Source organism: Pantoea sp. RG18, from assembly GCF_025910075.1.
In the GTDB taxonomy this organism is placed as follows: domain Bacteria; phylum Pseudomonadota; class Gammaproteobacteria; order Enterobacterales; family Enterobacteriaceae; genus Pantoea; species Pantoea agglomerans.
This window is the reverse complement of sequence record NZ_JAPCIL010000027.1, coordinates 94,545-113,279: the sequence shown is the minus strand read 5'-3', so window position 1 is coordinate 113,279 and position 18,735 is coordinate 94,545. Positions and strand designations below refer to the sequence as shown.

Sequence of the window (18,735 nt, the reverse complement as noted above, 5' to 3'; positions counted from 1 at the left end):
CTTTCTTTTTGCAGAATTTGCCTGTAGTCATGACATCATACCCTTCAATTTTTCTGTTTAATTTCGCGCCGTAATCAGCCGGTGCGGAGGAATCCATGCTTATGAGTCTCAGCGACGGCGACGATTGCCGTACGCGAACCCTGCACGCGCTGCGCAGTAACGACGAAAGTCGTGACGATGTGTTGCGACAGTTCGTCCGACTGGCCAGCCAGGCACTCGGTATACCCGGCAGCTTTATCTCCGTACTGGATGATGAGATGCAGCATGTTAAGGCTGCGCAAAATTTCACACTCACTCAATCCTCCCGGCAGGACTCGCTCTGCCGGCATGCAGTGGACAGTGACAGCACCGTGGTAGTACCCGATACGTTGCTGGATACCCGCTTTGCTGAGCATCCGCTGATTGTTGGCGCGCCTTTTATCCGCTTTTATGCCGGCGTACCGCTTAAAAGCAGCACAGGTCTGATACTGGGTACGCTGTGCGTGACTGACACCGCGCCTCATCCCTTTAATGCGGATCAGGTCGCCATGCTGAAGATGCTGGCGGCACTGGTGATGTCATTTCTTGAGGCCTGGTACTCGGCTGGCTTTGCCGACCCGGTAACCGGTCTGCCCAACCGCCAGCGTCTGATTCGCGATCTGCAGTTTCTGGCCGCCTCCGGTGACACCACGCCACGGCGGCTGGTGCTGATTGACTGTATCGATATGCCGCGCGCCTACGAGCTTGCGCGCTCAATGGGCATGGGACCGGTTGAAAGCCTGTTGAAAGATGTGGCGACACTGCTGCCGCTGCGCCTGAGGCCTGCGCCAGGAGAGATGCTCTACACCGTAGCCACCGGGCGCTTTGCCCTGCTGACACGTCAGGAGAGCAGACTCACTGCTAACTGGGTGGCAAACAAGCTGGCCGGGATCAGCGCGGATCTCGGCGATGGGCTGTCGGTTGCACTGATGACCCACACCGGTGAGGCGAGTTTCAATACCGGGGAGATGCCTGCCCAGGAGATCCTGCGGCGTGCGGTCAGCGCGCTGCACGAGGCCATCACACGCGACGTCGCCTCGATGCCTTTCAGCGAGGCCACTGATACGCGCCATACGCAGGACTTTACCCTGATGCATGACCTGGCCATCGCGATACGCCAGGATAAGGGATTGTGGCTGGCGTATCAGCCTAAAATCTGTCTGCACAGCGGCAAGCCGATTGGCCTGGAGGCCCTGATCCGCTGGCAGCATCCGCAGCGCGGCGAACTGTCACCTGCACAGTTTTTACCCTTTGCCGTGCAAACCGAGCTGCTCAGCGAACTGACCACCTGGGTGACAGAGCACGCCATCGCCCGGCTCTCCCGGCTGCGCAACAGCTATATTCAGTTGCCCATCACCATTAACGTCAGCAGCAGCGATTTTTCACGTGACGGTTTTGCCGACGAGCTGGAAGAGCAGATGATCAGGGCGAAGCTCCCGGTTTCGCTGCTGGGCATTGAGTGTCTGGAGACGGAACGGATTCTGGAGAGCGCGACCGCAATGCGGGGGCTTGAGATGCTGAAACTTCGTGGATTCGGTATTTCACTGGATGACTTTGGTACCGGCTACAGCAACATCAGTTATCTGCGGCGCATTCCGCTGGATGTGATCAAGCTGGACCGTTCACTGATCAGCGAAATTTCATCTGACACCGCATCGCGCGTCATCGCCCGCAGTATTATTGCGATGCTTAAAGATCTCGATTATATGGTGCTGGCTGAGGGCGTGGAGAATGCGGAAACCGTTGCGGCGCTGACCGAGTTCGGCTGCGACCAGGCGCAGGGCTTTTTCTACTCCAGGCCGCTGCCGGAAGCGGCACTGGATGAGTGGCTCGGCTGGCGATTACGCAGTAAGTGCTGAGCCTGTCCCACCCACCCCGGAATCTTACCCGGCCGACCCAGACACGCTGGACCCCTCAGCTCCGGCAATGATGACGTTATTACGTCCGGCGGCTTTTGCTTCGTAAAGCGCTTCATCGGCACGCCGCAGCAGAGAGTCGCGATCGCTATCCTGATCGCTCCGCGAAGCCACCCCGGCTGAGATGGTCATCGTTCCGGCAAACGGAAAGGTGGTGGCGCTGACGGTCTCACGGATGCGCTCCGCGGTGCGGACGGCATCAGCCAGCGTGGTATGCGGCAGCAGCAGAATAAACTCCTCGCCACCAAACCGGCTGACGATATCGCCGGTACGACAAGCCTGACGCAGCAACGCTGCCAGGCTCACCAGAACCGCATCGCCCGCGTCATGCCCGTACCAGTCGTTTATCTTCTTAAAATGGTCAATATCAATGGCGATGGCACACTGTTCATGCTCACTGTCTGACTGCGCCGCCAGCGCCGAAAATCCGCGTCGGTTGCAGAGCCCGGTCAGCGGATCGGTCATCGCTTCATCGTTTAGCGCGGCAAGATGACCCGCAACGGCGTGCCGATGAGCCTGCACGGCTTCTTTAAGCCGATCAGCCTCGTAATACCAGGTTTTAACCGTGGCGAGAGATTCCGCCTGGGCTTCGCTGCCGCCATCGCGCACTCTGTCCGCCAGCTTTTCCAGTGGAGAGGCGATTCGACCGGCCATAAAGGCAATAATGGCCGCTGTTACGGCAATAATGCCCAGAACGAACCAGACGGCGCTTTCTGCCGTGCGCATCAGAATATGCCTGACCGTTTCAGAGGTGCCGGTAATAAAAACGTTCCAGCCGGTTTTATGCAGTGTGCCATAGCCGGTCAGATAGTGCTGCCCCTCACTCTCCAGCGTGAAATGCCCGCTTTCCGTCGTGGCGAGCCGTTTCTGCAGTGCCAGACTCAGCAGCATCTTTGTTCCGACGCGCGCCGCGTCATGACTGAAAATAATCAGCCCTTCATTGCTGACCACGCTGACCGTTGAACCATTGGAATAGAAATGCTGGCTCAGGATTTCGCTCAGCATGCTCTGTTTCTTGAGATAAATAGTCCCGCCAATGTAGCCCAGATAGCGGCCATCTTCGCTGAACAGAGGTTGTGATAAAAACACCACATAGTTACCGGCCGCGGAGGTAAAAGGAGCTGAGATAAAAGGCTTTTGGGTCGCTATGGCCTGCAGGCTGGCAAGTGAGTGCAGCTTCACGCCAATAAGATTCAGACTATCGGGTGAGGTTGCTGCAATAATGGCACCATGATTTACCACCACCACCGAGTTGAAAAAGCCCGACTGCATTCGCAGGCGATCGCTCTCTCCTTCCAGTCGTTTAATATCGCTAAGCTCCTTGATCTGCGACGCACTCCAGGCCAGTTCACGTTGTGCTGTCGCCAGGTAACGATCGGTGGTATCAGCCAGCTTGCGGGCATAGGCAATGTTCCCCTCAAGCAGACTGTCTTCGATGTTGGCCTTCTGAAAGAGCAGCAGCGCACTCAGCAGCAGACCGGAGGTCAGAATGACGCCCCCGATGGAAAGCAAAGTCAGCAGCGAGCGAAGGCGCATTTTTTCATGGGGCATTGCAGTCGGGATCCGGATTAAGTGTCATCTGAGTGTAACAGTAGACGTTTCACGTCAAGGGCCGAACAGAAGATGATTTACACAGGATCACGGCGCATTGCCGGGCGCAGCACACAACCGTCCAGCCCTGCATAAAGGATTGTTTAGCGTTTCGATAGCCCTGATAAGCAACAGCAGAAAATGATTAAGCGGTAATAATGATACTGAGCAGGCCGGTATCTGTGCAGATGACGCACTATTATTACCGCTGACCGTGATAACAACGCCATATGGTCGCTGAAAATAACGGGGCAGGCTCTGCCCCGTTTATCATTACGTTAAAAATATGCGTAGAACAGTTAAATAAAACTTGCATCAATAATAAGTAATTGTGCATCAGCCTTATCTTTTAAGCGAATTTAACGCCAGAACGATTTAATATAAGAGCGGCTGCTGAGCCTTTTAATAAAATGATGCGGACAGGTATAGCGGCGCCCTTCCCACTCCAGATTAAACCACTGAAATTCATCATTTTTAATTTTTTCCAGCAGGGTCATTGCCTGCATCGGCGTCTGAAAAGCATAAGCTTTCATCACGCCCTCCTGGGTGCATAAATCAATATGAACCATGTAACCCCCGGGTGTTAAAAAGATCGAACATTTTATAATTATTGAAAATCCTCTTTATCATAATCCATTTATCGGCTGCCGATTATCTGATTCCGTATTATTTACGTAAAAATTTCGCATCTATTTCCCATTTAAATTTTTGGGCAACCCTGCCTTATTTCATCAATTAATTTGACCATGTATACGAAATCCAGCCAGACCCGAATAGATCGTAACCCATGTTTAATGCAGCTCAGAGGGTGGCGACGATAAGCGATCGCAGAAGATGACGTATACCTGCTCACATTGTCAGCATTGCACCGTCTGGCAGGTCCAGAGCCGTCATGCAGAGGGGATGTAATGGTGCTGACTGAGAGGTTGAGATGGTCATAAACAGAGCACATCGTTTACACTCTCATCAGCCTCATCTGCAATCCGGTAACGGTACAGATGTATCGCGGAGCGAGGCAGGAGATCACTGACGGCGGGCAATAAGGAATCTTATGCTGGATTATATGGTGTCGCTCTACCGTACTGTTCCTGTCTCATCTGAACGTCTCAGCGACTGGCTTGCCAGCTGGCTGGCGCAGCAGCAGACACGATGCCACGATCACCATTTTTCTTCCGCCTTTCCATGGCGTGAAACCGGTCTGCCCCAGCACGCCTTTTTGCAGCGAGAACTGACGATAAACGGCCAGCGTTATCTCACCGGGCCGCGCTATCTGGGTGGCGATCCTGCACAGCCCTTTATTGAGGTTGTTGCGCGTGACGGCATCATCGATTACAGGGTCGCTAGCGCCATTATGCAGGCATGGCAGCCGCTGAAACCTCTGAAGCTGCGCATCCTGTTGCCTGCGACTTATCCTGACATCGGTATAACCGATCAACTGCTTTTCCTCAGCGACCTGGCTTCACTCTCTGTTCCTGTCGACGAAGATATTTCACTGGTGACAGCCCGCCGGAAGGATTATCCCGCCTGTATCACGGCGATTAACCGCGCCTATCGTGCCAGCTGGCACACGCTGCCGCATCTGCGCGATCAGCTACTGGCAACCAGCAGGCAGGAATTACGGGAGGATATCGCCGCGGGACATGTGTTTCTGATTATCTGGCAGGGCATAGTGGCAGGGCTGATGATTTGTGTCCCCCGGCGACTGACCTTTATTGAGGGGTTTCAGATTATGGATGAGGTGATTATGCCCGCTTATCAGGGCCGTGGACTCGCCGCGCGCGCTCAGCAGCGTTTGCTGCAGCAGCTTCATCATCATTATGGTGAGAAGGCACTGCTGACCGGTACCATTCTGCCCGGTAACACCCCTTCACTGCGCAGCGCGCAAAATGCCGGGCGACGCTGCGTGCTGAAATATCAGTTTTTTACCCCTGCCGATTTACGTGCGAGCCGACGGGCAATTTAAATCACCATAAAGCCAGCTCAATCAACTTATCCTGCACACTGTAAACGCGCTGCTTAAGGCTCAGGCTCTCGTCTGCGCTGATCCATTTTGCAGCAAACGCACCATTAATTTTTTCCAGTGCGATTTTGGTGCTGCTTTTCAGACCTTCGTGCCAGTTCGCGTCTGAACGTTTTGCCGCCTGTTTTTCCAGGCTCTCAACTAACGCCGCGACACTTTTACCACCGGTAGTAGCTTCGGATACAGACATACCTACCTCGTTTTGCTGCTAAAAAACGGCCACACTCGCGGAACATATTATACCTGAACCCTGATCGGCATGGCGCTTTCCTGTGCGCACTACCCGGCATGCCTCGTAAACTCATTCTGGCATCACAGAGATGACGTAAATGGCGCAACGCCACCTGCATCAGGGGGGAATCCATTCAGACGTCATATCCAATCAACCCGCCAGCATTGCAAATTAATGTGAATTTTTAATGACCATAAAGATAAAAAATAACTTTAAAATTAATGACCTGTTCTCATTTCACTGACCCGCCTTGTGATTCACATTTTGAAAACAAAATAATCACACATAGTTATTTTTTCATGCATAAATTAGTGCCAGTTTTCATTTATGGAGCAGGCAAATGACTCACTTTGTGGCAATTTTTTTCTCTTCACTGTTTATGTGCAGTAACGTTTTCGCAGGTTCAGTCTCATCCGTCTCTCTTGGGGCGCTTTCTACCTCACTCAACGAACGGATGCAGGTAATGAAAGCGGTGGCGGGTTATAAAGCATTGCATCATTTACCTATTGAGGATCTGCCACGGGAACAGGTGGTGCTGGATAACATGCTGCAAAACGCACAACAGGCCGGGCTTGAACCCCACTCCGTGGAGCCGTTTGTGCACGCTTTGATGAACGCCAGCAAGGCGATCCAGTATCGCTATCGGGCTGACTGGCTCTCATCACCAGACAGCGCTGTTCCTGTCAGGGATCTGGCCGAGACCAGACAGCAGATACAACAGCTGGATACCCAGCTCCTGACGGCGATCAGCCAGCGGCTGATGACCGGCGCCTTCTCGCAGGAGGACAAAGAATTTCTGATGTCACACCTCACGGCACCTCACCTCAGTGAGAGTGATAAAAACAGCCTGTTCGCTTCCCTCTCCCGCATTCAGCGCCAGCACTAATCCTCTATCAGCGGAGTACGCTATGCAGCTTCATGAACTCATGGACCCCGACTACTCTGACAATCCCTTTCCCCTTTATCGAAAACTGCATCAGCAAGGACCGCTTATCCCTGCCGGAGATAAGATCATCATCAGCGGCAGTCACGCGGTGGTGGACGCCCTGCTGAACGACCGGCGGGTCGGTAAAAATTATATGGAAAGTGTCAGAGTAAGATTTGGTGATTATGCAGCCGGACTGCCGCTGTTTCAGGGTATCAGCAGAATGTTTCTGGTGCTGAACCCACCCGATCATAACCGGTTAAGAGGACTGGTTATGAAGGCGTTCAGCGGCCGGGAGATTAAATCTCTTCGGGAGATGGCGCTGACGATAGCCAATGAACTGGTTGATGAACTGGAAGGGCGTCGTGCCTGCGATCTGGCTCAGGCATTCGCTTTTCCGCTACCGGTGCGCATTATCTGCCGGATGCTGGATGTTTCAGAATCTGATGCACCAGAACTGGGTCGCCTTACCTCTGCACTGGTCAGGGTTTTCGATCCTCAAATCAGTCCGCCAGATTTGCTGAAAGCCGCTGAAGCTTTTGCCGTACTGGAAAGTTACTTCAGTGCCGTGATCGTATCCCGACGTGATAGCACCGCCAGCGATCTGGTGTCGCTTTTTCTGCGCAGCGGCAGTGACGGCGACCGGCTGGATCACGATGAGATCATCGCCAATGTGATACTGCTGTTTCTTGCCGGTCATGAGACAACGTCAAACATGCTGTGCAACACCATTCTGGCCCTGCATGCTCATCCGCAGGAACTTGCGAGCCTGAAACAGAATCATGCGCTGATACCAGATGCCATAGAGGAATGTCTGCGCTACGACAGTTCGGTCCAGATGCTTTACCGCACGACTCTGGAAGAGATTGAGCTGGCAGGAGAGCTCATCCCGCCCGGAACCCGCTTCTTCCTTAGCCTTGGTGCAGCCAATCACGACCCGCTGGTATTTACCTCTCCGGAACGGCTGAATATCCGGCGGCATGAGGGGCGCTGTCTGGCATTCGGTGGCGGTATACATCACTGTATGGGCTACCGGCTGGCACTGGCAGAAATGGAGGTGGCGCTGGAAGTATTACTGACGCGATTGCCAGAGATGCGGCCCGTGGCCGCTGGCGTTCGCCGCAACCACAGAGCTAATCTGCGCGGCGTCAGCGCCCTGCCGGTCGAATGGTAAAGCACTGCAACGCCCGGCGGTTAACCGCGCAGCCGCAGCGTGGCGGGCAGGATAAGCTGACTGTCAGCGGGATCCTCACCAGCGATCATCGTGGTCAGCATAGAAAAGCAGGCCTGCGCCAGTGCCGGGACATTCTGCTCAACCGTGTCGATCGGAATGGAGAGTGAATCATAGAGATAGTGATCATCGAAACTGGCAATGCGGATGTCGCTGGTCAGCAGGTTATGCTCGCTCATGTAGCGCAGTACTCCCTCCAGCAGACCGCAGGCGGCGGTGAACATCGCTTTAGGGGGGCGTCCCAGCCGGCGACAGAGCGCGGCAAACATCTCATAGCCACTGCCGGGATGGTAGTTACCCTGAATTATCCACTCCGGCCGCAGCGTAACACCCGCCCGCATCAGCCCCTCTTTGAATCCCGTCAGACGATCCTGGGTCGGGGAGAGGTCAGACTGTCCGCCAAGAAAATAGATCTCCTCCGGACAGGTGCGCGCCAGCTTTTCGACCAGCTCAGCGGTGGGCGTCACAGAGTCGGTGATGACCCAGGGCAGCCTGGTATTGTTCATGTGGCGGTCAAACAGCAGCACCGGCAGCTGTTCGCTGAGGCTGACATAGTCGCTGTCGCTCAGCATACTGGAGGCGACAATCAACCCGTCGACCTGACGCGCCACCAGGTTATTGACCACGGCCATCTCCTGACCGGCATTTTCATCGGTGCAGGAGATCAGCAGTTGCAGACCGGCGGCGCGACAGAGATTTTCCAGCGCATGGGAAAAGGCCGCAAAGCCGTGGTTGGTGATCTCCGGCACCACCAGCCCCAGCGTATGACTGCGGGCGTCATGTAGCATACGGGCGTGTATGCTGGGCTGATAATGGTGTTCCCGGGCCAGTGTCAGAACCCGCTCACGCGTCTCCTTCGCCACCCGTAACTCTTCGCCACGGCCGTTGAGCACCAGGCTGGCAGTGGCTTTAGAAACCCCAGCCAGCCCGGCGATGTCACTGATGGTAACGCGTTTGGTTTTTCTCACGGCAAGGCATCGGTTAGTGAAACAAGGGCTTATTCTACCATGCAGCGACGTAACGACCAGTAGCGGGCCTGCAGTTCTGCGCGACCGCGCAGGGTTAGCATCGCCGGATGGTCCGGAAAATAACGGCTGCTCATCACCCCTTCCCCGTCGTTGATGAAGATCTCAACGCTGGAGTGGTCACACAGGATCTGCAACCGGCGTGCAGCCCCTGTCCAGTAACGATAGGTCCATTGACCCGATACCAGGCTGCGACGGGCAAGCCGCAGTTCATTCTGCTGCCACGTCAGGATCAGCGTATCGGCGAAATTGAGTTCTATATCGCCCAGGCTCTCCAGCTCAAGCTCCAGCCGCTGCGCGGCGATCGGCGGCGCGTCATCGGCGCGGCCCTGATAGTGCAGCTCCCTCTCCCGCAGCGCCTGCAGTTCTGCAATCGGCTGCTGACAGAGCCGGCCATTGCGGGAGCTCAGCTCGCGCAGACAGGTCATCTGATGGATCCAGTGATGCGCCACGGTTGGCTGGGCCATCTCTTCACCGTCTGGCGTTCCCATCCAGCCCACCAGCAGACGCCGGCCGTCAGCGGTCAGCGTGGTTTGTGGTGCATAGAATTCAAACCCGGCATCCATTTCGTTCAGCGGGCCATGCAGGTAGGCAGCCTGCTGATAATCCAGCGAGCCACTGAGCCAGGCGCAGGCGTGACTGTTCAGGTAGCGTTTCTCTTCAGGCATAACACCCTGCGGACAGCAGATCAGATACGTGCTGTCGCCGAGCATGAACATATCCGGGCACTCCCACATGTAGCCAGCGGCGTCCAGCCCGCCCAGTTCGCTGCCTGCAATCTCGCCGAGATTCTGCCATTCGCGCAGATTATCAGAACGCAACAGCAGCACCCTGCCCTGCAGCTGGGTATTCTGCGCGGCCAGCACCATGTACCAGTAATCTTCATGACGCCACACTTTGGGATCGCGAACGTGGCCGGTGTAGCCCTCCGGCACGGCGATAACCGGACCGAGTTTGTCAAAACCGCCGGCGCTGTTCTGCTGCGCCAGACACTGCCACGCGGTGCGCGAACCATCATCAAACTTCACATTGCCGGTGTAGATCAGCGTCAGTACACCGTTATCCTCTACCGCACTGCCCGAGTAACAACCGCTGCGGTCATACTCCTCGTCCGGCATCAGGGCGATGGGCTGATGCTGCCAGTGCAGCAGATCGGCTGAGCGCCAGTGTCCCCAGCATTTTTGCTGATGCGCGCACTCCAGCGCGTTCCACTGATAGAAGAGATGATATTCACCGTCGAAATGGATAAAGCCATTGGGATCGTTTAGCAGGCCGGTTACCGGTGCCAGATGCCAGCCAGGATAGTGGCTGTCGCTGAGCGCCTTTGGCATACCCTGCATCACCGCCTGCAGAATGGCGGCAAGACGTGTTGATGAGGCCATTATTCAGAATCCGTTTTGTATTTAAGCAGGTAAGAGATCACAAACGCAGTGGTAAACGCGATTGCGATGCCGATGACATAGTTGAGCAGAGAGCCCGCCTGGACAATCGCCATGCCCGGCAGACCGGTCAGCCCGACCGCAGTCATATAAACATGGACCGACACCACCCAGGCACCACCGAGCGCGCCACCCACCAGACCCGCTATAAAGGGTTTCATAAAGCGCAGGTTAATACCAAAGATAGCCGCCTCGGTAATCCCCAGTAGCGCGGAAAACGCTGAAGGCAGCGAAATCGCTTTGATCTTCGCATCGCGGGTTTTAAACCATACGGCCAGACAGGCACCGCCCTGAGCCACGTTCGCCATCGCCCAGATAGGCAACAGGAAGTTCACGCCGATGGAAGGATTGCCCAGCAGTCCGGCTTCGATAGCGTGAAAGCTGTGATGGACGCCAGTAATCACAATCACCGAATAGAGTCCACCAAACACCAGTCCTGCCAGCCAGCCGGCGTGCGCAATCAGCGTACTGAGAATAAAGGAGATGCCATCACCCAGCATACGACCCGCCGGACCGATAATCAGCAGCGCAATAAAGCCGGAGATAATCACCGTCAGGAACGGGGTCAGGATCAGATCCAGCGCATCCGGGATAACCCGACGCAGCTGCTTTTCCAGCATGCTCATAAACCAGACCGCCAGCAGCACCGGGAACACCGTGCCCTGATAGCCAATCATCGCCACTTCAATGCCGAAGAAGTTCATGGTGTGGAAACCGGCGGCGACGCCCCAGGCGTTGGTCAGCGCCGGATGAGTGAGAATGCCGCCCAGCGTCGCACCAAGAAACGGGTTACCACCAAACTCGCGGGCAGCCGTAAAGCCAATCAGGATCGGCAGGATAATAAAGGCCGCCGAGCTGCACATATCCAGCATGATGTAGAGCGCATTTTCCGGATTGACCCAGCCGTAAGTTTTGACCATCCCCAGCAGGCCCATCAGCAGACCTGATGCCACAATCGCCGGAATGATCGGCACAAAGATGTTCGACAACAGGCGAGCGATGCGCTGGAAAGGGTTGAGCTTACGTGCGGCTATATCAGCGGCCTCAGATTTGCTCGATTCACTGATGCCCGCCTCGGCGATAAAGGCAGCGTAGACCTTGTTCACCACGCCGGTGCCGAAGATAACCTGAAGCTGGCCCGCATTGCGGAAGCAGCCTTTAACGCCCTCAATCCGGCCAATCGCGGTGGTATCCGCTTTTTCATCATCGGCCAGCACCAGCCGCAGCCGGGTGGCACAGTGAGCAGCGCTGGCGATGTTCTCTTTACCACCCAGCAGGGGCAGCAATGCCCGCGATATTTTTATATAGTCCATACACACCTCAATCTTGTTATGTTTTTATCCATCCTGATCTCTGGCCCCGGCATCCGGGGCCGCCCGGTCAGAACCAGGTTTCCATCTGTACGCCGAAGTTCCATTCGCCACCGGCATCGAATCCTTTACTGCCGAAAGCGTCGTCACTGGCATAGTTATCCAGCCGGTGATCCCAGTTCATCCAGGTTGCAAAGAGACGAATTTCCGGACGTTTGAGGAAGTCACCGACATCACCGGCTTTCAGGGTTGGCGCAACGGTGAGTTTGGTAAAGCTGCCGCTGACCGCATTACGGTTGTTGTAGCCTTCGGGACGCAGATCCATGTACTGATAAGAGCCTTCATACTGCATCTCAAAGTTCTGGGTGATTTCCTGAATCAGCCGCAGGTTGACTGTCGCCCAGTCATAGCTGTCACCTTTGACGTAACGATCGTCACTACGCTGAGCCAGTAAAGCAGGTGCAATGTGCCAGCCACCGCCCAGCGGGGTAATACCGTAACTCGCCAGACGCCAGGTGTCCGCTTCCGGCAACAGTGCGCCATCAGAACCAATCGACTTCACTTCTGCGCCCAGTCCATGACCATAGAGCAGTGCAGTTTTCGACGTGCCTTCTCTCAGCCCATAAAAGCTGTCGTTATGCAGGCCAAGCAGCGCATGTACGCCGGTTTCTGCCGCATCGCTTTTGACTCTGAGGCCGTCGATGTCACGGCGATCGTCGTTATCCTTGGCCCGCATACCGCTGACCATCAGCTGCACCGGCCCGACAAAGTTATTCAGCGACAGGATGTAGTTCTGCGCAGTGTTTTCATTGTTTTCGATGTCGCCAAAGGTACGACCATAAAGGGAAATGTTACTGCGCGCCTGATCGCTCCATTTCATGTCGTAAATACCGGCACCGGTACCGGCAAGGAACACCACATCGGAGTCGATCCAGTGAATATCAAAGTTATCGCGATCAAAACGCTTACCGGCCCAGACCGTGGCGTTATCGAATGCGCCGCTGAAGGTGGGAAGCTGCCCGAGCTCGACAAACGCCTGACGCAGGTTGAGATCGCTGCTGGCGGCTGTCCAGTCGTTGTAGGTGCGCTGTCCATCGGCCAGCATCGCTTTGAAACGGGTGGTCGCGCCGTTGTCCAGCGTCTGTTTATGTTCGAGGTTGAGCTCAACGTAGGTATCCGGTTCATTACCAAGGCGACCAACGTGACCGCCGGTTTCCCCGGCAGGGGTAACGGTCGGGCCACCCTGAGTTTTGGCGGCCGAGCTGTTCATCAGCAATCCTGAACGGGCATAACCGTGGAACTCGAAGCCACCTTCATCGGCTGATTTCTGTTCCAGTTTCGCGGTGCGCTGCGCGACCTCAGCGGTGGAGTTTTGGGTCTGTTGTTGCACGGCAGCCAGCTGCTGTGCCTGCTTCTCAGCCATCTGTGCCTGTTTCTCCGCGACCTGTGCGCGGGTTTCCGCTGCATTCGCTCGCTGCTCGGCTGCCTGCAGTCGCTGCTCCATGGCCGCAAGGCGTGCTTCAATGCTGCTCATACTGGAGTCGGCCCAGACTGATGTGGAAAGTAATATCGTTGAGAGACTCACTACTAACGTGCTTTTTTTCATTTTTTTATGTCCCTGAAGAGAGGCTATCATCACCGGATTTTTTGCTAAACCGGTTTAGGCGCAAATCATAGCCACGGGTAATTTCCCTGCGCAATGAAAATTGCTAAACCGGTTTAGTGATTGTGAGATAGCTCCCAAAACAGGGGCAATAAGATAATCAGCCTGGCAGGTCGTCCAGCTGGTGGAGCCGCGGAAGTGCTGTCATGGCCCCTTTAGCCGTGGTTGCCAGTGCACCGCAGCGTTGTGCACTGGTAAGGCAGATGGCCAGCTGCGATTCATCGGCAGGAAGACCCGACTTAGCCAGCCCCCAGAGTAATCCGGCCACGAAGGCATCACCTGCGCCCGTGGTGTCGATGCTGGCCACGGGCGAAGTAGCATAGTGGTATAGCTGGCCCTGATAGCAGGCGATCACACCTTCCCTGCCCCGCGTGACCAGCAATAATTTTATGCTGAATCGCACTGCCAGCTGCGGCATGGTGATAGCCGGTTCCTGATCCGGACAGAGAAAATTGAGTTCCTCGTCGGACAGTTTAACCACGTCCGCATGGCTCAGCGCCTCGTTCACCACCGCATGCAGCAGTTCCGGATCGGGCCAGAGGTCATGACGCAGATTTAAATCGAAACTGACATGCCCGCCTGCTGCCCGGATCTGCTCCATGGCAGTCAGGGTCGCCGTGCGTGAAGGTTCAGCTGATAAGGCAATCGAACAGCAGTGCAGCCACTCCCCGTGCCGGAATACGGGCATGTCTTGCACCTCAAGAAACAGGTCAGCACTCGGCCTCACCATAAAGGTAAAGGAACGTTCGCCATGGTCATCCAATCCGACCACCACGGTTGAAGTGCGGTGCTGCGTATCAGCGATCATGTAGCGGGTATCAACCTTCTCTTCAATGAGCGTTTGCCGCATAAACTCACCAAAGGGATCATCCCCTACCCGCCCGATAAAAGCGCTGTTTCCCTGCAGACGGGCAACTCCAACGGCGACATTGGCGGGCGCCCCACCCGGACACTGCATCAGGCGACCCGGCATTTCGGGAAGCAAATCAACCACGGCATCCCCGAGGCACCATACGCGTACAGACATAAAAAACTCCTCTGATTAAACCTGATAGCTAAACCGTTTTAGCTATAGCGATAAACCGTGCTGAGTTCAAGTATTACCCTGCGGAAATGATGCGTAATTAACAGAAGTCGTTATCAGGCGAAGCGATAAGATGCGGATTGCACTGTCGGGAGGCCGGTGGAGGAAAGAATTAAAAAACCGGCACAGAGGCCGGTTCTGATATCAAAAACGTAAAGAGGATTATTTTAATGTGGAGAGTATCTGTCTGATTGACGCGTCGATCTGTTCAGCAATCTCTTTTGGCAGACGGCTGAATTCATACTGCACAGTGCGCTTCTCATCATTAGTTTTACGACGCGCATAGGTATTAGCTGTGGTAAAAGTAGCCAGCTTTTCCGTCACCGTCTTGCTGACAGGTGCAGGTTTTTTTAACTGACGACGGGCGCTTTTAAAGCCGTTAAGAATCGCGCTCTTCTTCTCATCCGCATTGGCGCTTAGCAGGGAATCATCAGCTTTAAGCGTTTGCTTAATATCGCTGACCAGCGCGGTGACATCAACCGCTTCCGCTTTCGCCTCTTCCCAGACATCGAGCAGTAGCTGGTAATCCTGAAGTGTCAGCTCTGATACGACCGGAAAGAGTTCAATAAATTCAGCGGGTACGGCTGCGGCCTGGAACGCACGTGAGACCTTTGCGTTTGAGATGCCTTCTGCTTTAGCAATCTCTGTTTTGCTCATGCCATTTTCGTTCATCAGCATAAAGCGCAGGCCTAATTCACGCAGGTTATGCTCTTTTGCTGTCTGAATGTCCGCAGCCAGCTGACGCGCATCACTAAGGCTCAGTTCATCAGCGGTGACCAGTACTTCCAGACTGGCACCGGTAAGAATGCATGCGGCGCGGCGGCGCGAACCATCCATGATTTCAATCCGGTCACCGTTGACACGACCAATAGCCGGAAAAAATTGCTGCAGCGTAATAGTACGGGTGATCTCCTGAAGCGATTCCGGCGTCAGCGTGCTCTGGTCACGTCCGTTGATTTTTGGGTCAACGCTGGTTCTGGTTTCAATATCATCATGCAGGATTAGCTGGCGCACAAAGGTGGCCTTCGCGCCCGACTTCAGCGTAAATGTGCGCGACTGGCTGCTGCTGTCGATCATGTTTGCGATAGCAGAATCACCAAACTTGCGCCCGATGCGCTGTATAGGTTTGCTCACAAGGTACTCCTGATATATTCAATGCGGTCAAACACAGCCCTTGAGAACTGCTCGGCTTCATATTTAGCTTTGCGCAGAGCGTCCGCACTGCCCGGATAAGAGGAGGGATTGGCACTGATCACCGTATCAAAGGATTCGCCGCAGCGTTCAAATCCATCCAGTCGCGGCAGGCTGCAGTCCAGCATCGATTTAGTAAACACTTCCCGGGCATAGCTTTGCGAAGTCAGGTGATCGTGTTTAGAGGTCATTTTGGACATAAAGCCGATATTGGCTTTAAGCCGTGGCTCAATGCCTTCGGACTCAATACGCTCCAGCATTTCAGGCAGACGCGTCAGATACTTCATGGTGGAGTGGAAATCGACCTGTGCCGGGGGCGTCGGCGTCAGCAGTACATCACTGGCCGCAATTGCATTCAGCATGAATGAATCAAGGTGAGGTCCGGTATCAAGGAAGATAAAATCGTAGTCACCCGCCAGACGATCAATCACGTTGCGGCGTAGTACTTCCGAAGGCGCAACGCCTGGCAGATGCTCAGCAACCAGCTCTTCCCAGTCGCTTGCAACAAAACCATCGTCGATAGAGGCTGGGATCACATCAACGCCTGGCATGACAGTAGGTTTAATGAATTGCTTACGAAGCTGGTCAGCATCCAGATCGTTCAGCATCGCCTGCGCTGCCGTCTCCAGAACTGAACCGACACTGTTGGTATGGCTCAGGAACATCGTGCTTGATGCCTGTGGATCCAGGTCGATAACCAGAATACGCAGGTCATTATGTAACATAGAAGGATGTGCACGCATACCGTGGGCCAGCGTGACTGTGCTCACTGTTTTTGAGACACCACCTTTAAGGCTGACAACGAATACGACAAAGGGGCCATCGTGCCGATCACGATATTTCGGTACTTTACGATGCTGATAGATGTCGACCACATTCTGGATAGTCAGGGCATATTGTGAGGTGCTGCCGGTCTGTTTTTTCCCAAACTGATAACCTGCTGCTTCCATATCACCAATTGCGGCGACAACAGCATGCTTACTCAGCAATGGCATGTTGGCGACAGCATTCCGGGAGAAGGTCTGGTAAAAACCGGTCTGGTTAAATTCCTGACGCTGCTGCTCAATATGGTTACTCAGTCCATGTAACATGGAATTGGCACGTGTGGCCATTTCCAGCACTCCACCATAATCACGCTTCATAAGCCCCTCTGCGTTAATGTTTTTTGCATACTACACAAAAAGCACATATCTGCCAATTTTTTAGAAAAATGCCAAAAACCTGGATTTTTTCTCCGCGATGGTGAGATGCAAGCAGCATTACTTTTGTGAATCACTGGAAAGTGAATCGCTCTGCTTTTTTGTCTTACAGGCCGGTTGAGACAGATAACTTAAAATGGCGACATTAAACGAATATTTTAAGGACTAATGATTCGGAGCGGTGCATTCCGATTCTGATAAATCATCTGCCAGTCTGCAGCTTGCTCGTTAAATTGTTTTCGTGTTTTTTTAATGGTGTTTTCAGCATGAAAATTCAATAAAAGTTATTATAAATCATTTAATTAAGCGTGAAATAGCCTGGTGAAAAATTTCCAGGATTAATGCACTTTCACTCAACATTTACTGCTGACGTAGAGTTTTAATCAGAAGCTATTACAGTGCTTTTGAACCTGAAGGAGTAGGCATAACGGTAAAGTGCGCAAGTAATCGTTACCGTTATCATTGCTAACTTAAGATCACTGCTTCCAAATCTATACCTTTTATGCCTTGTCATTATGTATCGTTCATAATCTGTGTTGCTGCCTGTCAACATAATGTCAGGCGTTTTCCGCATAGGGTTTTTATTGCAAGGCTTAATTCAGAAAAGAGAGGGATTTAATTCCCTTCATCATTATGTGATGTCACGAATCAAAATCATCGAAGAGTTAAGACTGCCGATTTAAGAGCATGAGTAGGAGTAGGAGTAGGAGTAGAGAACAGGCTTAATGCGGCAAGGCTTAGAGCAATATTAATTGTGGCAAGTCACCATAATGTAGCTATGCCGGACAGTCAGAATTAACGCTCTACTGTGCTTGATTCAGCTCCCGATACAATCTTTTCATCTTCATATCATTCTTACATTCCTGAAATTACTTCATTCACGCTAAGCCTATTTATTAGTTTAAGTTATTATGCCGAACGCATTTTTCTTACTGTCGTTCTTCCTGTTCTTCCTGTTGTTCCTGTTGTTCCTTCACTGGTGCCTTATTAACTTCTTCCGGGAAAGTTATTTTAAGTGCCTTTTTAGTATGTCTGACAGATTCTGAGTACTGACAAAACAAAGATATTACGTTAAGTAAGAATCTTATGGTGTTTTCATCATGAAAATAAAAAATAATCCATTATTTATCAAATAGATAGGCGATTAACATCATGGTGAGTTTTCTGTATTTTCACTGACCGATTTTCTGAGGCCTGATTTAAACTTATAACCCTAAAGATTTAATGGTTATAGGTGTATGCAACATTCCAGTCTTACCTATGCTCAGCGTTAGATCGTTTTAGCAGTAAAAGACCTTCTCAGTCGTGCTTCTGATAAACCGCACATTCAGAACTGAAGGTGAAAATCACTTCTGACTGGGACTCTCAGCTAATTCTTTGTTTTGTGTGTTTTATCCCCGTTATCCACAGGCCAGATCCAATTGGTCGATCCTCAATAGATCAAATTGAGATCCTTAACAGATCCCTGCAGCGTCTGAAGCCTTGTGACACAAGGCCTGGAAGGGGGGCAGTAACCACTGTAGCGAGAAGAATAACCACTATAACGAGTATAACAACCACTATAGCGAGAAAAGCAACCGCGCTGGCGAGTACTCAACAACCACTATAGCGAGTAAGTGGTCTGAATCGGTGTGCATAACCCTGATTATGTGTAGATGACGGCTTTTTCCAGAGTGCTTGCGATGAAAGAGGGAGATCCAGTAAAGGGGGAGGGCGGTGGCTCGACTCTTTTTCAGTTAGTTTTCTCAGGTTATCCACTGAATAGATCCAATAACAGATCCATTTAAGATCCTTATTAAGTTCCTTAAAGATCCCAGCACCGCCTCAGGCCACGGTATGACTAGGTTAAAGCCGGGTTGATAACCACTATAACGAGTAAAACAACCACTATA

At 53.1% G+C, this 18,735-nt stretch carries 14 protein-coding genes; 4 read left to right on the top strand and 10 right to left on the bottom strand.

Features of this window, described 5'->3' with window-relative positions; all coding sequences use genetic code 11:
- Positions 1 to 95: 95 nt before the first annotated feature.
- A complete protein-coding gene (locus OK409_RS22110; RefSeq protein WP_264367543.1) occupies positions 96 to 1,877 on the top strand; it encodes a GGDEF and EAL domain-containing protein in 1,782 nt (593 codons plus the stop codon).
- Positions 1,878 to 1,901: 24 nt separating this feature from the next.
- Here the strand turns inward: OK409_RS22110 and OK409_RS22105 are convergent, their stop codons facing one another.
- Both OK409_RS22105 and OK409_RS22100 read right to left on the bottom strand, forming a co-directional pair.
- Positions 1,902 to 3,485 (bottom strand): diguanylate cyclase, encoded by a 1,584-nt coding sequence (locus OK409_RS22105; protein WP_122460005.1) that lies wholly within the window; start codon positions 3,483 to 3,485, stop codon positions 1,902 to 1,904.
- Positions 3,486 to 3,883: 398 nt separating this feature from the next.
- Positions 3,884 to 4,057 carry a hypothetical protein gene (locus tag OK409_RS22100; RefSeq protein ID WP_010256913.1) on the bottom strand — a complete coding sequence of 58 codons (174 nt, stop codon included), beginning with the start codon at positions 4,055 to 4,057 and terminating at the stop codon, positions 3,884 to 3,886.
- Positions 4,058 to 4,575: 518 nt separating this feature from the next.
- On the opposite strand from OK409_RS22100, the gene OK409_RS22095 reads away from it, so the two are divergent.
- Entirely contained in the window at positions 4,576 to 5,487 is a 912-nt protein-coding gene (locus OK409_RS22095; RefSeq protein ID WP_033774047.1) for a GNAT family N-acetyltransferase, read from the top strand.
- Position 5,488: 1 nt separating this feature from the next.
- On the opposite strand, the gene OK409_RS22090 is transcribed toward OK409_RS22095, so the two are convergent.
- Entirely contained in the window at positions 5,489 to 5,734 is a 246-nt protein-coding gene (locus OK409_RS22090) for a hypothetical protein (RefSeq protein WP_010256916.1), read from the bottom strand.
- A 382-nt stretch (positions 5,735 to 6,116) separates the two neighbouring features.
- Between OK409_RS22090 and OK409_RS22085 the strand changes: the two genes are divergently transcribed.
- Positions 6,117 to 6,662 (top strand): chorismate mutase, encoded by a 546-nt coding sequence (locus OK409_RS22085; protein WP_033781041.1) that lies wholly within the window; start codon positions 6,117 to 6,119, stop codon positions 6,660 to 6,662.
- Positions 6,663 to 6,684: 22 nt separating this feature from the next.
- Positions 6,685 to 7,875: a cytochrome P450 gene (locus OK409_RS22080; protein WP_264367542.1), complete on the top strand. Its 1,191-nt coding sequence runs from the start codon at positions 6,685 to 6,687 to the stop codon at positions 7,873 to 7,875.
- A gap of 20 nt (positions 7,876 to 7,895) precedes the next feature.
- Here the strand turns inward: OK409_RS22080 and OK409_RS22075 are convergent, their stop codons facing one another.
- The 7 genes from OK409_RS22075 to OK409_RS22045 form a co-directional block, all read right to left on the bottom strand.
- Entirely contained in the window at positions 7,896 to 8,900 is a 1,005-nt protein-coding gene (locus tag OK409_RS22075; protein WP_039387344.1) for a substrate-binding domain-containing protein, read from the bottom strand.
- Positions 8,901 to 8,929: 29 nt separating this feature from the next.
- Complete coding sequence (locus tag OK409_RS22070; protein ID WP_052271891.1) at positions 8,930 to 10,339, bottom strand: sucrose-6-phosphate hydrolase; 1,410 nt, start codon at positions 10,337 to 10,339, stop codon at positions 8,930 to 8,932.
- The gene (locus OK409_RS22065) at positions 10,339 to 11,709 is read right to left on the bottom strand and encodes a sucrose-specific PTS transporter subunit IIBC (RefSeq protein WP_089415091.1); all 1,371 of its coding nucleotides are present in this window, start codon (positions 11,707 to 11,709) and stop codon (positions 10,339 to 10,341) included. Before OK409_RS22065 ends, OK409_RS22070 begins: the two co-directional genes overlap by 1 nt.
- A 67-nt stretch (positions 11,710 to 11,776) precedes the next feature.
- On the bottom strand, positions 11,777 to 13,312 hold the full coding sequence (locus OK409_RS22060) for a carbohydrate porin (protein ID WP_264367541.1): 1,536 nt from the start codon (positions 13,310 to 13,312) through the stop codon (positions 11,777 to 11,779).
- A 157-nt stretch (positions 13,313 to 13,469) separates the two neighbouring features.
- Positions 13,470 to 14,396 (bottom strand): aminoimidazole riboside kinase, encoded by a 927-nt coding sequence (locus OK409_RS22055; RefSeq protein ID WP_264367540.1) that lies wholly within the window; start codon positions 14,394 to 14,396, stop codon positions 13,470 to 13,472.
- A 219-nt stretch (positions 14,397 to 14,615) separates the two neighbouring features.
- Complete coding sequence (locus OK409_RS22050; protein WP_010256937.1) at positions 14,616 to 15,587, bottom strand: ParB family protein; 972 nt, start codon at positions 15,585 to 15,587, stop codon at positions 14,616 to 14,618.
- Complete coding sequence (locus tag OK409_RS22045) at positions 15,584 to 16,786, bottom strand: AAA family ATPase (protein WP_010256940.1); 1,203 nt, start codon at positions 16,784 to 16,786, stop codon at positions 15,584 to 15,586. Before OK409_RS22045 ends, OK409_RS22050 begins: the two co-directional genes overlap by 4 nt.
- Between the last annotated feature and the right edge of the window lie 1,949 nt (positions 16,787 to 18,735).

What these genes read in the sequence shown, in the direction of transcription:
- OK409_RS22110 (WP_264367543.1), top strand. Translation starts at nt 96, where the DNA reads ATGCTTATGAGTCTCAGCGACGGCGACGATTGCCGTACGCGAACCCTG.
- OK409_RS22045 (WP_010256940.1), bottom strand. Translation starts at nt 16,786, where the DNA reads ATGAAGCGTGATTATGGTGGAGTGCTGGAAATGGCCACACGTGCCAAT.
- OK409_RS22055 (WP_264367540.1), bottom strand. Translation starts at nt 14,396, where the DNA reads ATGTCTGTACGCGTATGGTGCCTCGGGGATGCCGTGGTTGATTTGCTT.
- OK409_RS22060 (WP_264367541.1), bottom strand. Translation starts at nt 13,312, where the DNA reads ATGAAAAAAAGCACGTTAGTAGTGAGTCTCTCAACGATATTACTTTCC.
- OK409_RS22090 (WP_010256916.1), bottom strand. Translation starts at nt 5,734, where the DNA reads ATGTCTGTATCCGAAGCTACTACCGGTGGTAAAAGTGTCGCGGCGTTA.
- OK409_RS22085 (WP_033781041.1), top strand. Translation starts at nt 6,117, where the DNA reads ATGACTCACTTTGTGGCAATTTTTTTCTCTTCACTGTTTATGTGCAGT.
- OK409_RS22065 (WP_089415091.1), bottom strand. Translation starts at nt 11,709, where the DNA reads ATGGACTATATAAAAATATCGCGGGCATTGCTGCCCCTGCTGGGTGGT.
- OK409_RS22095 (WP_033774047.1), top strand. Translation starts at nt 4,576, where the DNA reads ATGCTGGATTATATGGTGTCGCTCTACCGTACTGTTCCTGTCTCATCT.
- OK409_RS22080 (WP_264367542.1), top strand. Translation starts at nt 6,685, where the DNA reads ATGCAGCTTCATGAACTCATGGACCCCGACTACTCTGACAATCCCTTT.
- OK409_RS22100 (WP_010256913.1), bottom strand. Translation starts at nt 4,057, where the DNA reads ATGAAAGCTTATGCTTTTCAGACGCCGATGCAGGCAATGACCCTGCTG.
- OK409_RS22070 (WP_052271891.1), bottom strand. Translation starts at nt 10,339, where the DNA reads ATGGCCTCATCAACACGTCTTGCCGCCATTCTGCAGGCGGTGATGCAG.
- OK409_RS22105 (WP_122460005.1), bottom strand. Translation starts at nt 3,485, where the DNA reads ATGCCCCATGAAAAAATGCGCCTTCGCTCGCTGCTGACTTTGCTTTCC.